This window comes from Actinoplanes sp. TFC3 (genome assembly GCF_001553785.1).
GTDB lineage: Bacteria > Actinomycetota > Actinomycetes > Mycobacteriales > Micromonosporaceae > Actinoplanes.
The window spans coordinates 13,803-27,617 of record NZ_LOJP01000024.1 but is presented as its reverse complement, the minus strand read 5'-3'; the positions used below and the strand labels follow the sequence as shown (position 1 = coordinate 27,617).

The 13,815-nt window shown below is 68.5% G+C and carries 15 protein-coding genes and 1 pseudogene; 3 read left to right on the top strand and 13 right to left on the bottom strand.

All coding sequences use genetic code 11. The annotated features are described in order from the left end of the window. Positions 1–652: pseudogene (locus tag TFC3_RS39930) on the bottom strand (hypothetical protein); the annotation flags it as partial. A gap of 51 nt (positions 653–703) precedes the next feature. On the opposite strand from TFC3_RS39930, the gene TFC3_RS35150 reads away from it, so the two are divergent. Then, on the top strand, positions 704–1,030 hold the full coding sequence (locus TFC3_RS35150) for a CDGSH iron-sulfur domain-containing protein (protein ID WP_236718648.1): 327 nt from the start codon (positions 704–706) through the stop codon (positions 1,028–1,030). Between the two features lie 95 nt (positions 1,031–1,125). On the opposite strand, the gene TFC3_RS35145 is transcribed toward TFC3_RS35150, so the two are convergent. Further along, the gene (locus tag TFC3_RS35145) at positions 1,126–2,079 is read right to left on the bottom strand and encodes an iron-containing redox enzyme family protein (protein ID WP_067510624.1); all 954 of its coding nucleotides are present in this window, start codon (positions 2,077–2,079) and stop codon (positions 1,126–1,128) included. A gap of 396 nt (positions 2,080–2,475) precedes the next feature. On the opposite strand from TFC3_RS35145, the gene TFC3_RS35140 reads away from it, so the two are divergent. Then, positions 2,476–2,997, top strand: coding sequence for a hypothetical protein (locus TFC3_RS35140; protein ID WP_067510645.1), 522 nt, complete (start codon positions 2,476–2,478; stop codon positions 2,995–2,997). Positions 2,998–3,006: 9 nt separating this feature from the next. On the opposite strand, the gene TFC3_RS35135 is transcribed toward TFC3_RS35140, so the two are convergent. Both TFC3_RS35135 and TFC3_RS35130 read right to left on the bottom strand, forming a co-directional pair. After that, positions 3,007–4,272: an SGNH/GDSL hydrolase family protein gene (locus tag TFC3_RS35135; protein WP_067510626.1), complete on the bottom strand. Its 1,266-nt coding sequence runs from the start codon at positions 4,270–4,272 to the stop codon at positions 3,007–3,009. Between the two features lie 85 nt (positions 4,273–4,357). After that, entirely contained in the window at positions 4,358–4,684 is a 327-nt protein-coding gene (locus tag TFC3_RS35130) for a DUF3817 domain-containing protein (RefSeq protein WP_067510628.1), read from the bottom strand. Between the two features lie 63 nt (positions 4,685–4,747). Between TFC3_RS35130 and TFC3_RS35125 the strand changes: the two genes are divergently transcribed. Then, positions 4,748–6,229, top strand: a complete 1,482-nt coding sequence (locus TFC3_RS35125; RefSeq protein ID WP_067510629.1) for a glutamate--cysteine ligase — start codon at positions 4,748–4,750, stop codon at positions 6,227–6,229. Positions 6,230–6,871: 642 nt separating this feature from the next. Here TFC3_RS35125 and TFC3_RS35120 read toward each other — a convergent pair. From TFC3_RS35120 to TFC3_RS35085, 9 genes are all read right to left on the bottom strand, one after another. Next, positions 6,872–7,582: a hypothetical protein gene (locus TFC3_RS35120; RefSeq protein ID WP_067510631.1), complete on the bottom strand. Its 711-nt coding sequence runs from the start codon at positions 7,580–7,582 to the stop codon at positions 6,872–6,874. 39 nt (positions 7,583–7,621) lie between these two features. Beyond that, positions 7,622–7,810 carry a DUF397 domain-containing protein gene (locus TFC3_RS35115; RefSeq protein ID WP_161952742.1) on the bottom strand — a complete coding sequence of 63 codons (189 nt, stop codon included), beginning with the start codon at positions 7,808–7,810 and terminating at the stop codon, positions 7,622–7,624. A 103-nt stretch (positions 7,811–7,913) separates the two neighbouring features. After that, positions 7,914–8,093 carry a DUF397 domain-containing protein gene (locus tag TFC3_RS40630; protein ID WP_369819738.1) on the bottom strand — a complete coding sequence of 60 codons (180 nt, stop codon included), beginning with the start codon at positions 8,091–8,093 and terminating at the stop codon, positions 7,914–7,916. Positions 8,094–8,176: 83 nt separating this feature from the next. Beyond that, positions 8,177–9,070 (bottom strand): helix-turn-helix transcriptional regulator, encoded by an 894-nt coding sequence (locus TFC3_RS35110; RefSeq protein ID WP_067510635.1) that lies wholly within the window; start codon positions 9,068–9,070, stop codon positions 8,177–8,179. 93 nt (positions 9,071–9,163) lie between these two features. Beyond that, positions 9,164–9,595 carry a DUF6232 family protein gene (locus tag TFC3_RS35105; RefSeq protein ID WP_153040649.1) on the bottom strand — a complete coding sequence of 144 codons (432 nt, stop codon included), beginning with the start codon at positions 9,593–9,595 and terminating at the stop codon, positions 9,164–9,166. A 309-nt stretch (positions 9,596–9,904) separates the two neighbouring features. Beyond that, positions 9,905–10,246, bottom strand: a complete 342-nt coding sequence (locus TFC3_RS35100; protein WP_161952745.1) for a cobalamin biosynthesis protein — start codon at positions 10,244–10,246, stop codon at positions 9,905–9,907. After that, the gene (locus tag TFC3_RS35095; protein ID WP_067510639.1) at positions 10,243–11,598 is read right to left on the bottom strand and encodes a cobyrinate a,c-diamide synthase; all 1,356 of its coding nucleotides are present in this window, start codon (positions 11,596–11,598) and stop codon (positions 10,243–10,245) included. Before TFC3_RS35095 ends, TFC3_RS35100 begins: the two co-directional genes overlap by 4 nt. After that, the gene (gene cobO / locus TFC3_RS35090) at positions 11,592–12,194 is read right to left on the bottom strand and encodes a cob(I)yrinic acid a,c-diamide adenosyltransferase (protein ID WP_067510641.1); all 603 of its coding nucleotides are present in this window, start codon (positions 12,192–12,194) and stop codon (positions 11,592–11,594) included. Before cobO ends, TFC3_RS35095 begins: the two co-directional genes overlap by 7 nt. After that, positions 12,194–13,762: a VWA domain-containing protein gene (locus TFC3_RS35085; RefSeq protein WP_236718649.1), complete on the bottom strand. Its 1,569-nt coding sequence runs from the start codon at positions 13,760–13,762 to the stop codon at positions 12,194–12,196. The genes cobO and TFC3_RS35085 overlap by 1 nt, the downstream gene beginning before the upstream one ends. Positions 13,763–13,815 lie beyond the last annotated feature (53 nt).

Here is a 13,815-nt window from a genome sequence, read left to right as displayed (position 1 = left end):
GGGCGAGCGGGAGGGTGCCGTTGGGCGGAGGGGTGAATGGGGGGTTGGAGCTGGGCGGCATGGACCCGACTTCCGCGGCAGCGTTGGGCGCGGCCGGGAACGGGGCGCTGGACGGCGGCGTCTGCTGGGCGTCTTCGGCCCGGGACAGCCCCGAGGCGCGTTCCTGGGGTCCGGGAAGGCCGGAGGGCGCCGCAAGTCGGTTACCGGACGCGGACGGAGTTGCCGATGGCGGGTCGTCGGGCGAGGACGGCGGCGACGGAGCCGAGGACGGCGCCGGCGAAGGCAGGGAGCTGGGCGACGGCGAGGTGGCAGGCGAGGAGAAAGAGGCCAAAGCGGGCGGGGCGTACGTGGTTTCCGGCGTTACTTCAGCAGGCCGCGGGAAGGAAGGCGCCACGCCAGCGGATGGACCTGCCGGGGGGAAGGCCGGAACCTCACCCAGCCCGCCGCGAGCCGCAGCGATCAGGCCGGATGCTTGCGCCAGTCCAGCGGCTTCCACCACCTCGGCTGCGGCCAGGCCGATATCGCAGGGGAGGCGCTCCCCGCAGACCGGGCAGATGGTGATGCCGCTGTGGGGGCCGAGGCCACCTGAGTGGGCTCGCATGGTCTCGAAGGCCGTGCGCGCCAGCACGCTGTCCGGCTGGATGTAATTCATGGTTTCACCCCCGCGAGTCGCCTGAGGCAGGCGTTCACGGTCCAGTTCATCGTGAACCGGGCAGCTCCGGGCCGCTTTCGCACAATCGGTAAGCGGACGGGTTTCACCAACACGGCCCCGGGCATCACCGGCGGCATGACTGGTGCTGCCGACGAGCATGGGGCGACTGTGGTTCCCTACGAGGACGGGCCCCTGCTGGTGCGCGGCACCTTCACCTTGCAGACACCGGATGGTCAAATCATTGACCCGGGACGGAAAACTGTGGCGTTGTGCCGCTGCGGGAAGTCGGCAATCAAGCCCTTCTGCGACGGTACGCACAAAGCAATCGGCTTCCGCGCCGGCACCGGCCGCGACGAGCCAGCACCGCGTAACCGCTGATCCAGCCGAGCCAGCAACGGCTGATCAGCACGCATCCAGGCCCGGTCCCGGCAAGGCGCCGATGGTTCACATGTCTACCGGCGAGCCCGGCAGCATCAAGCCCGCAACGAAGACTCCCCCGCCCCCCACCGCTGCAGCACGTACTCAGCCCACCGGTCCTCCATCGTCAGCACGCACCGCGCCCCGAACAGCACATCGCGCGCCAGCTCCGGCTCCGCCTCACTGAAAGATCCGCACATGTCGTAAGCGGCGATCTGCTCGTGCACCGCATCCGCCTCGACGTGCTCGTCGTAGAACTTCGTGGCCTTCTTGTCCCCGCCGAGCCGGCGCAGCCCGTTCCCATAGTTGCGGTTCGGGGCGGTGGAGGTCATCTCGTACGCGGCCAGGTGGCCGAGCAGCGCCCCCCGCAAGCGCCGGTGCAGGCCGAACAGGGACATCAGGTTGTTGTTGGCCAGGGTCTGCCAGGGGACCACGTCGACGTACGCGCCGTAGGTGGTGTCCAGGCCGAGCGCCACCATGGTGTCCTTGAACAGTTCCTGGTGCATCCGGTTGACCACGCCGCCGCCGTACTCGTCGATTTGCACCTCGATGAGTGCCGCCTTCGCCTTGCCGTGCAGGCGGGGGATCGCGAAGGTGTGCGGGTCGGCCTCGCGCAGGTGATAGACCGAACGGTGAGTAGCGAACTCGCGGAACTGCCCGTACGTGGCCCGGCCGCGGATGTATCCGGACAGTGACGGGCCGCCGGCCTCCTGCGTCATGGCGATCAGCGTGTGGGGCACGTCCCGATCGATTTCCGGTACGTCCAGGGTTCGCAGATCCGCCTCGAAGCGCGCCTCCAGCCGGGCCCGCAACGCCAGCAGCCCGGGATGCCACTCCCACGCATCATCGACGCCGTCCCAGCCGCGGTAGTGCAGCTCGTACAGCACGAACAGGCCGAGGTGCAGGTCATCGTCGGACGTGGGGTCACCCGGGGTGAAGTCGTGCGGCGCCTGAACGAGCGCCGTCACGAGCGCTTCGGAGAGCGGGCCGCGCGCGGTGGGCAGCTTCATGGGTACTCCCTGCTGAGTTCGGACCGTTGGAATTCCCGGCCCGGCGCACTCGAAACGATCAAAAACCCCGGGTCAGGCCGCGGTGGCTCCGACGCGGTAGCGCAGAGCTGGCCCCGGTGCCGTGCTCGAGTCCGATGGGCAGGCGGCTTCGTCGCTCGCGGGCGGCGCCGACTGGATCTCGACCAGCAGCCCCTCGAAGCCGGCGGCGAACACGGCGGTCCCGGAACGCACGAGCCGGGCCGGTTGAACAGGGGCTTGAGGTTGGCGAGGCCCATCGGCGGCGCGTGCCCAGGTCAGGGGCCCGCACACCGGAGCCTTTCATGAGCCGCGAATTCACTCACTGTGCATGATGCATCGCTCTCCGTACCCTGAAGAAACCCCTTGGAGGTGATCCCCATGGATGACACGGAGCTGTACCGCGAGCAGATCCTCCGGCACTACGGTCCCGTCATCACGGGCCGGTTTCTCGGCTTCCGCGACTCGTACACCCGCGAGGTCAAGATCGGACAACCGCTGGCCCTGGCGGTGTTCGTCACCGCGTCGGTCATCGGCATGCTGGTGCGGATGATCCGCAGCGGCGGCAGCCGGCGCAAGTTCAAGGACCTCAAGAAGGGCCCGGAGTACCTGGTCACGCTGGTCCGGCTGCGCGACGACCTCGGGCAGATCTACGAGGTCGAGATGCACGGCCAGCTCCCCCAGTCGGCGCTGCACCGCGGCGACCTGGTGCAGGTGCGTGTGCTGGCGCAGAAAGACCCGGACCTGCCGGTGAAGTTGCAGCAGCTGATCAACCTGGAGACCTTGCAGCCCTTTCGGCCGTGGGTGCCGACAATGTGGTCGCACCTGGGCGCGGGGTTGCTGATCCAGGCCGTGCTGGGCACGATCGTGACGCTGGCCGTGGCGACGGCCTGGATCAGCTGAGCCGGCTGACTAGAGGCGTTGCAACGGGACAACGGCGGCCATGGCCGCGTCACCGGCGTCGTTGGGGTGCAGGTGGTCGCCACTGTCGTACCGCGGAGCAATGATCTGCGGATCTGTGGCGTCTCGCGTGGCGGCATCGAAATCGGCCAGACCGCTCAGGGCGCCGTCACCACCGGCACGGATCCAGGCGTTGACCGCCATCCGGGTCTGCTCCAGCTGCGGCGTCCACGAGTTCCAGCCCTTGAACGGCATGATGGTGGCCCCGACCACGCGCAGACCCCGCGCCTTGGCCTGCGCGGCAATCTGCGCGAGGCCGGCGATGATGGCGCGCGGATCGGTCTGGTGAGGTTCCTGCTGGATGTCGTTGACCCCTTCGAAGACGATGACGGTACGAGCCCCGGCACGTTCCAGCACGTCCCAGTTGAGCCGGGCCACCGCGCTCGGACCGAACTGGCCGTAGATCGTCGGGTTGGGGTAGCCGTCGTCGAGCAGCACCCGGTTGCCGCTGATGCCGGAGTTCGCCACGCCGTAGTCGGGCACCGGGCTGGCGGCCAGCCGCGCGGCCAGGTAGTCGGTCCAGCGCCGGTTGGCGCCCCACGTCGAGGTGACCCCGTCGGTGATGGAGTCGCCGAGCGCCACGACCGTGCCGGGCCCGTTACTCACGTCCACGCCGTTGACGTAGTGCCACACCCGCGTGGTCTCGGCGAACGCGGTTCTGGACACCTCGCCGGCATGGTCGTCCGGGCCGCGGCTGAAGAAGGAGTCCTGCATGGCCGCGGGGTGGTAGGTCACCGTGCCGGACGGCTGCGGGGTCCAGGTGGACACGAGCAGGTCGCGGTCGGCGCTCACCCGCAGGCGGACCGGATCGCTCACCACTTCGGCGCGGGCCGGGATGGTGATGTCCTGACGACCGTTGAAGAGCACATCGCGGACGGAGCCGGGCGCCGCGGTGCCGTCGTTGGCGTCGATGGTGCCGTCACGCCGCCCGCCGGTGTGCGCGGACACCGCCACGGTGACGTGTCCCATCAGCACGGGCTGGGTGCCGAAGCGGTTGGACAGATGGATGCGGACGGTGCTGCCACCGGTGGTGGTGTGCACGACGTTGCGGATCGTGTAGCCGGCGTACCCCTGCTCGACGCCGGCCACCGCGGCGGCGGGCGCGGTCGCCCAGGCCGTGGTCCATTGCCCTCGGGGCGCGCTCTGGGCGGCGGACGGGGCTGCGGCCACCGCGACCAGGAGCACGGAACCGGCGAGAGCCCGGGAGAGTCTGCGCATCGTTACCTCCGATACAACGACAGATCTCGATCCCTTGCATCCTCTCGGTTACGAGCGGGTAACGCCACGTCTATGGTCGAGGGATCTACGACTGCGTTGCCGGTTGCCCGGTGGCGGCGGTGAGCAGCCCGCGGGACTTGGCCCAGCGCTCGAATCCCAGAGTGAAGAACGGCGGGATGGAACAAGCCAGCGCGATCAGCGTGATCCACCACTTCCAGCCGCCGGCGCGGGCCTGCATAGCGGTCACGGCCAGGTATGCCATGAACATCGCACCGTGGATCGGGCCGGCGATTCTGACGCCGATCTCGTTGTGGACAACCACGTACTTGAAGAACATTCCGGTCAGCAGCAGGGCCCAGCTCACCGCCTCGGCGATTGCGACGGTGGCGAACAGGGCAGGAATGCGGCGCACGCGGTTTCTCCATTCGTTTTGTACGCGATCATAGGTGTGGGCCAAAGGGAAGGCGGTGCCGCGGTGGGCGAAGAGGTGGATAGTCGCGAGTTCACCCGCGAAGATCGGACGAAGTACCGGCAGAAGATCCGGCGCAGCCTGGACGTGTTCGCCTCAATGCTGAGGGAATCGCGGTTCGAGTTCGAGCGCCCGATGACCGGCATGGAGATCGAACTGAACCTGGTCGACGGTGAGGCCAACCCGGCGATGCGCAACGCCCAGGTGCTCTCGGCGATTGCGGATCCGGATTTCCAGACCGAGCTGGGCCAGTTCAACATCGAGATCAACGTGGCGCCCCGCCGGCTGATCGGCGAGGAGAACTCGAATCTGGAACGCGAACTGCGGGCCAGCCTGAACAATGCCGAGCAACATGCCAGCAAGGCCGGCGCGCACATGGTGATGATCGGCATCCTCCCGACGCTGCGCCGCGAACATCTCACGGCCGGCTCGTTGTCGGCCAACCCGCGCTACGCCTTGCTCAACGAACAGATCTTCGCAGCGCGCGGCGAAGATTTAGACATCCGCATCGACGGTGTGGACCGGCTCGCCGTGACCACCGACTCGATCGCCCCGGAAGCCGCGTGCACCAGCACCCAGTTCCATTTGCAGGTCAGCCCGGAACAATTCGCCGCCTACTGGAACGCCGCTCAGGTAATCGCCGGTGTGCAGGTCGCGCTGGGCGCCAACTCCCCGCTGCTGTTCGGCCGCGAACTGTGGCGCGAGACCCGCATTCCCTTGTTCGAGCAAGCCACCGACACCCGATCGGAGGAGATAAGGGCTCAGGGGGTACGACCACGCGTCTGGTTCGGCGAACGCTGGATCACCTCGGTGTTCGACCTGTTCGAGGAGAACGTCACGTACTTCCCCGCCCTGCTGCCGATCTGCGACGACGAGGACCCCGAGCAGTTGCTGGAAAGCGGGGAAACACCGGCGCTGAGCGAGTTGCGCCTGCACAACGGAACTGTCTACCGCTGGAACAGGCCCATTTACGACGTCGTCAAGGGCCGCCCGCACCTGCGCGTGGAGAACCGGGTGCTGCCCGCCGGTCCCACTGTGGTGGACACGGTCGCCAACGGCGCTTTCTACTACGGCTTGGTACGCATGCTCGCCGAAGCGGAACGTCCGATCTGGACGCAGATGTCCTTCAGCGCCGCCGAGGAGAATTTCCACTCCTGCGCCCGGCACGGCATTGTGGCTTCGGTGTTCTGGCCCGGCCTGGGCTACGTACCGGTGGCGGAACTGGTTCTGCGTCGCCTTCTGCCGTTGGCGCATGAAGGATTGGAGCGCTGGGGGGTATCGAAGCAGGAGCGGGACCGCCTGCTCGGCATCATCGAACAGCGCTGCCTGACCGGCCGCAACGGCGCAACGTGGCAGGTGGACACGTTGCACGCGCTGGAAGGCGAGGGCCACCTCGACCGGCAGAGCGCCCTGCACGAAATGCTGCGCCGCTACCTGCCCCCCATGCACGAGAACGTGCCGGTCCACGAATGGCCCGTGACCGCCTGACGCCGTTTCCGTCGTGGGCTGATGCCGCAAGCCTTTCTGGGCCGGCGCCACCAATACCAAGGAGCTCACGGGCACCGCAGAGACGGTCCGGGCTCGGGAATGACGAGGGTCAGCCCGAGCCCGGACCGCTGGGGCACTTCAAGGTTCGGGTCGTCCGGGTTGTTGCAGAACGGCTTGCCGGTGCGGATCCTGCACATCTTCGACAGAAGTCAGATTGCGGGTGGGAACAGCGGCTTGCTCGACGGAGCCGAGCGCACGGTGGTGACTTCCCGCGCCGGTAGAGGCGCCCGCCGTAGCGCGACCACGCGATGGAACCGTCGTTCCCGCGAGCGAAATTGCCACGGAAATGCGTGTCGGTGCCGTCGGGCGCGAGAATCAGCACGTAGTCCTTGCGATAGAAATCAAGCCGCAGCGCGTCAACGCCACCTACCCGGGCGAGCAGATGCCCCTGATCGGCCACCAGGTCGATGACGGTGGTGTACGCGGTGCCGTCGACAATCTTGTCCTCAAGCTCGCGTACCGCCCCCGGCTTGGCGCCCCCCGCTTGCGCAGGCGCCACCCCACCGCAGCAGCAGCAAGGCCCGGCGCGACAGATGGACCGATGTATCCCCTGTCGTTGGCATAACTGTGTAGACCCGATGGTCACAAAGCCCGGAGAACCCTGACCGCGTCGGTGTAGAGCTGCCCCCGCGCATCCCCGCGCCGAACCCGCTCGGCCAACGTCAAGGCGATCCCCTGCACCTCAGGAAGCGTCGTCACGATCTCCTCGACGTTGTCCGCGGTGTAGTCGAAGCCCACAAGAAGAGGACGTTCGGCGGCCAACCCGTTGAGATCCGCGATCTGAAACTCCTCTTGATATTCCGGCGACCTGTCGCGCAGGAAAGCCCAGGATCCGCGGTATTCCGGCAGCACTTCGGCTTGGAAGAAGGCGGCATTCAAGTCCGGGGTGCCGTCATACGCGTCAAAGATCCACGCAGGATCGTCGTCATGGGCGATCTCAATGCCGCTGTAGACAATGCCGATGCCGGCGTCACGCAGCGCGACTCGCACCTCAGCCGGCGGGACCCCGACCGTCACCGGCTGCACCAGCCTGGCACCGGCGGCCGCGACGATGCGCCGGATCCGACGGGGATCGTCGTTGAGCTCCAGCGTGGCCACCAGCGTAGCTTGCTCGAGCGTCCGGCCGATCTCCCCGGCCTCCTCGACCCGCAGCGTGCGGCCGTCGTCGAACCGCGGATCCGGCGACAGCGAGACGCCGATCAACTTAGCGCCGAGCTTTTCGAGCGTAGTAGCCTCGCGGGACGACCGCACTCGGTCCACCTTGATGATCAGGCTCGCCACGCCGAAGCTCACGACGGGACCGGTACGGTCCTGACGCCGGGGCGCACCCGGTCAGAACTGACCGTCGAGTACCCCCCGTTTGAAGGCTTCCCACTCGGCGGGGGTGAAGGTGAGGACACGGTCGGGCTCCTGACTGCTTCGCAGGTGCACCGCTTCGTCCGAGACCGCCACTTCGGCGCACCCGACATCCGAGCAGTGGCGACTGCGTTGCCAGGAAATGTGATCGGGAATCTCGGTCATGCGAACCTCCATGTCATCGCCCAGAATACCGGCCCAGACACCATCAGCCATGGCATCGCAGGCAGGGGTGCCGCCGGAACGGCACCCTTCCGAGCCTTACCGCTCAGCGCACACGATGACTGTCAACTACCCCCGCGAGGAACCCGCGCCAGTCATCCTTGGAAACACGGATGGTGCTGCCAGTGCGATTCTTGCCGTCTCGCACGACTATGTAGTTCCCGTCCTCCGCTACCTCGACGCAGGCATTGTCGGAACAATACGAGCTTTTAATCCACTTCGTCATGGGTGCCGTCATCGGCTGCATCCGTTCTCGTCAGATCATCATCAAGCCCACCGAGCGGCGCGAGATGGCGCCGGCCAGGGGAGTCACATTCGGTCAGCGCGCGATCGCAGCGATGCTGCTGCAGCAAGAATCGCCCGTATCGTTGCTGCCTCGTCAAGGGAACGCTGCCAGAGATTTTCAAAAATCCGCCGGTGATAGCCGACTTCGTCCAGGCTATGCTCAATGCCGTCACGCACCCATGATTCGCGATACAAAACCGCGTCGCCCGGATCATCATCGCCCAGGTCAAGGACGGTGAACGGGCCCATCATGCCAAGGAGCGCACCTTCGTCTAGCGGGACAATCCGGATGTTGACATCCGGGCGTTGAGCAACCTCCGCCAGCTCGGTGAGCTGTTCGGCCATGACCTGCAATCCGCCGATTTCGCGCATCAGCGCCGCCTCATCAAGGATGACCAGCAGATGCGGCCCATCCTCGGTTTCCAAGAATTGCCGTCTGCGCCGCATACGAGCTTCCAGCCGGACAGTTCGCACTTGTTCGGTGAGAGCTCCCTCGTGGAAGTCGAGGACGGCTTTGGCGTATGCCGGCGTTTGCATCAGACCCGGCACGACCACCGGATGGTAGATCCGGACCGCCGTGGCTTCGGCTTCGAACTGGATCAGCTGGGCCGACGCGGGTGTCAGGTTCTGCCGGTATTCCGGCACCGTCCACCAACGCTGACGCCGCGAGATCCGGGATTCCTCGGTGAGTTGCTCGATCTCCTCGGCGTCGGTAACGCCGTACAGGTTGAGCAACGCCAGCAGATCAGTCCCGGACACCGTGACATCGCCGGATTCGATGCGTTGCACTTTGGACAATGACCAACCCACCCGCTTGGCCACCGCCCCCTGACTCATGCCGGTGGCCTCCCGGGCCTTACGCAGGGCAAGTCTTACCCGCCGCCTGGCGACGGCGGGTGACTCTCCATACGCAACCAAGGCCGCTCGCCTCTCGGGTCGAATGTGCCGTACCTCAACCAGCTACATCGCAGATACGGCACGGTACCGCATCGCGCCACACTCGTCCCTGTCTCAGCTTTGCGTGTCGTTCTGCCGCTCCAGCGCGCGGATCAGACCCCGGCAGGCGGCCGGCATGTCGCGGTGGGGCAGCTCGATCACCATGATCTCGGTGCCGTGGTAGCTGGCTCGTAGCTGCGACAGTTGCCGCGAACGGGTCCAGCGCTGTTCGGCCATGGCGATGGCGACTCCGGCGATGAAGACCATCGCGACGGCGAACAGCGCCCACCCTCGTAGCCGGTACGCCAGCAGACCGAGTAGCACCACTGACGTACCCATTGCCACCATGACCCGGTCGGTCGGCGGTGGCGTGTGGGTGATCCCGAAGTCGTCCAGTTCGGAAATGATCCACACCTGCCAGCCGTGACGTACCCGGACCTTGATCAGGCTGTGCGTGATGATGATGTCCGGCCGTCGGGGATCGGGTCCCCGGTAGTAGACCGTCACTTTGTTCACCTCCTCCCGCGGAGGCCTTGCACCGGCCCGCACGTGAGGAGAAGGATGAATGCTGCAACGGCACTGTCCCTCCCCTCGCAGCGGGGTCGGATGCCGGGAGGCGATTCTCAGCACCACCTGAGAATCGCCTCCTGTCGCCTACGAGCCCCCACCGTGACGCTGGTCTCAGTATGGGGCTACCTGCGGTACCGCAGATAGCGGTAAGGCGGTTGCCCAACAGGCGTCATATGCACATTCCTGCGCGTGTCAATCCACAATGCGCCGCGTCAGAGGGAACGCTTGGCCGCCGCATGCGCCGCGTCAGAGGGAGCGTTCGGCAACCGCCACGGTCACCCGTGCGAACGGCCGCTTGGGCACCACCAGCCGCGCCCCCGGCCCCGCCGCCAGCAGCGCCGATGCCTCAGCCACGCTCGGCGCTCCCGTCCGCAGCACCACCCCCGGCGTCCGCACTTGCGCCAACTCCGCCTGCGAAAACAGCAGCAACGGCCCCCCCCGCCCCGCCGCGAACGCCTCCATCAGGAAGCCGCGGCGATCCAGAGTGCCCACGCCCGCGACCTCAGTCAGCTCAAGCGCCGCCACGGCTTGCTCCAATTCGGTGATCAGAACGCCGGACCGCGCGCCGATCCCCAGATAGAAACTCAAGAAACCGCAGCCGCCACCAGCCGCCGCGCAATCCCCGGATCGGCAGCCCAATGCAGATGCAGATAAGAAGCATGCAGCCCAGCCGCCGCGAACCCCTCCGGATCAGCCCCCCGCCACGCCCAGGCCGCTCCCCCCGCCGGCTCCAGCAGCAACCCCGACCGCGGATGCACAGTTGTGCGGTGGAACTCGTGCCCGGTCACCCGCGACCCGGCCGCGAACAACGGGGAATCCGTCAGGGCCACCGCATCCCGGTAGCCCAAGGTCAGGGACGGGGTCATCGCTGCGTCGGCGTCCAGGACTGCGCACATCGGGGCGCCGTCGAGGGTGCGGCACAGCCACAGCAGTCCGGCGCATTCGGCGGCGATGGGCAGGCCGGCCGCCGCGAGGGAGGCTACAGCCAGGCGCAGGGGCTCGTTGGCGGACAGCTCGGCTGCGTACACCTCGGGGAAGCCGCCGCCGACGACCAGCGCGCGGGTGCCGTCCGGCAGTTTCTCGTCGCGGAGCGGGTCCACGACCACGACCTCGGCGCCTGCGCCGGTCAGCAGTTCGGCGGTCTCGGCGTACGCGAAGGTGAAAGCGGGACCACCGGCCAGCGCGACCACGGGACGGCCCGGCACCGGATCTGCGGCTTGGGGACTCCACGGGGTTGCGGTGAAGGCGGGGGCCGATCGGGCCAGCGCGAGCACCGCGTCGAGGTCCACCGAGGATTCGACCAGAGCAGCCAGCGCATCCACCGAGGCCAGGGCTTCGGCGCGGCGTTCGGCGGCGGGTACCAGGCCCAGGTGGCGGGAGGGGGCTGCGACGGCCGACGCGCGGCGCATTGCGCCCAGGACCGGGGTGCCGACTTCCTCGCAGGCCTCGCGCAGGATGGTTTCGTGGCGCTCGGAGCCGACCTGGTTGAGGATGACGCCGCCGATGCGGGCGTTGCCGAAGCTGCGGAAACCGTGCACCAGGGCAGCCACCGAACGGCCCTGCGCGGCGGCGTTGACCACGAGCACGACCGGGGCGTCGAGCAGGCCGGCCACGTGCGCGGTTGAGCCGGTGTCGCCTGCGCCGGTGCGGCCGTCGTACAGTCCCATCACGCCTTCGACGACCGCGACGTCCGCGCCTGCGGCACCATGGGCGAACAGCGGGCCGATCGTTTCCTCGCCGACCATGACCGGATCGAGGTTGCGGCCCGGGCGCCCGGCCGCGAGCGCGTGATACCCCGGGTCGATGTAATCGGGTCCGACCTTGAAGGGCGCAACCCGAAGACCCCTTTTCGCGTACGCCGCCAGCAGGCCCGTTGCGACGGTGGTCTTGCCGTGCCCCGAGGCGGGAGCCGCGATCACGAGGCGTGGCACGCTCACCATTCGATGCCCCGCTGGCCCTTGCGCCCGGCGTCCATCGGATGCTTGACCTTCGTCATCTCGGTGACCAGGTCGGCGGCCGCCAGCAGGTCCGGGTGGGCATCGCGCCCGGTGATCACCACGTGCTGGGTGCCGGGGCGCTCGCGCAGCGTGGCCACCACCTCGGCGACGTCCACCCAGCCCCACTTCATCGGGTACGTGAACTCGTCGAGCACGTAGAAGTCGTACGTCTGCGCAGCCAGGTCCCGCTTGATCTGCGCCCAGCCCTCGGCTGCCTCGGCGGCGTGGTCGCGTTCGGTTCCGGCGCGCTGGATCCACGACCAGCCCTCGCCCATCTTGTGCCAGGCCACCGGCGCGCCCCCGGGCACCTCGCCCAGCGCCTTGAGCGCCGACTCCTCGCCGACCCGCCACTTCTCGGACTTGACGAACTGGAACACCCCGAGTGACCACCCGGCATTCCACGCCCGCAACGCCATCCCGAACGCGGCTGTCGACTTGCCCTTGCCATGCCCGGTGTGCACCGCGAGGACGGCCTGGCGCCGCCGCTGCCGGGTGGTCAGGCCATCATCGGGTACGGCGGTAACTTTCCCCTGCGGCATCAGGCAACCCTTCCCAGCGGCGCAGCACCCAGCGCATCCAGCGGCATGACGTCGGCGTTCAGGGCAGCCGCCAGCCGCCGCGCCAACCCCAACCGGACCGGCCCGGACTCGCAGTCGACGACCACGGTGGAGACTCCCGCCAGCGCCGGAGCCACGCTCGCCGGATCAGGCCCGCTGGTCGCCCGCCCATCGGTGACAATGATCAGCAGAGGCCGGCGGCGAGGATCCCGGCGACGCTCGGTGGCGATGGTTGCGGCCGCGGTCCGCAAGCCCGCGGCAAGGGGGGTACGTCCACCCGTCCGCAAACTCGCCAGCCGCAGCACGCCCACCTCATGACTGGAGGTCGGCGGCAACACCTGCTCGGCCGTGGCCCCGCGAAAAGTGATCATGCCGATCCGGTCCCGGCGCTGATAGGCATCCCGCAGCAGCGACAGCACCGCGGTCTTGACCACGGTCATCCGCTTACGGGCGGCCATCGACCCGGACGCGTCCACGACAAAGAGGACAAGGTTCGCCTCCCGCCCGACGTGCACAGCCTCCCGAAGATCCCGGGCCTGCACTCCGTCAAGCCCGCCACGATGAATGGCAGCCCGCAGGGTCGCCGGCAGATGCGGCGCCCCCCGAAGCTTGCCGTGCGGAACCCGCGAGCCGACAACTCGCCCCCGCCGCGCCAACGCAGGTGACCGCCGACCGGCATGCCCGCCCTCACCGCGAGCTGCGATCCGCAGTGTCTTGGGCCGGTACACCGCCCCGGCCTGAGCCGCCGCCTGTGTACCTCCCGCGCCAGGCCGCCGCGGCGACTCGGCGTCCCCGGGCTCCTGCGTGCGCTCTCCGCCGGTCTCCTGTCCGTCGCGCCCTCGCTCTCCGCCGGCCTCGGAGTCAGCAGGAGCCGGGCCCTCGGGAGAGCTGCCATCCGGCCCCGGCCCGTTGTCCGGGCCGCCGTCACCGCCGCCCGGGCCGCCCCTGCCCGGCGGGTCGTCGTCCGGGTCGTCGTCGTGGCCGGCCTGGTCCAGTGCCTCTTCCAGCCGCTGCTCGTCGGTGCCCGGCGGGTCGAGCGGATCCTTGCGCCGCCGGTGCGGCAACGCCAGCCGGGCGGCGTCGCGCACGTCGGTGCCCGTCACCCGGTCCCGGCCGTGCCAGGCGGCCAGCGCCACCGCGCATCGCGCCACCACGATGTCCGCGCGCATGCCGTCCACCCCGTACGCCAGGCAGACCCGGGCGATGCGGTCCAGCTCGGCGTCGGGCAGCACCACCGAGGGCACCGCCCGGCGAGCCGTCAGGATCCGGACGGCCAGCGCGCGTTCCTCCTCGGCGAAGCGGGCGGCGAAGGCGTCGGCGTCCAGCTCGTACGCGAGCCGGCGGCGGACCACTTCGGCGCGCAGCGTGGCGTCGCGGGGGGCGGCCACCGTCACGACCAGGCCGAAGCGGTCGACGAGCTGGGGGCGCGGTTCGCCTTCCTCCGGGTTCATGGTGCCGACCAGCAGGAAGCGGGCGGCGTGCTTGACCGACACCCCGTCGCGCTCGACGTGGGCGCGGCCCATGGCTGCCGCGTCCAGCAGCAGGTCCACGAGGTGGTCGGGCAGCAGGTTGACCTCATCGACGTAGAGCGCACCGCGGTGCG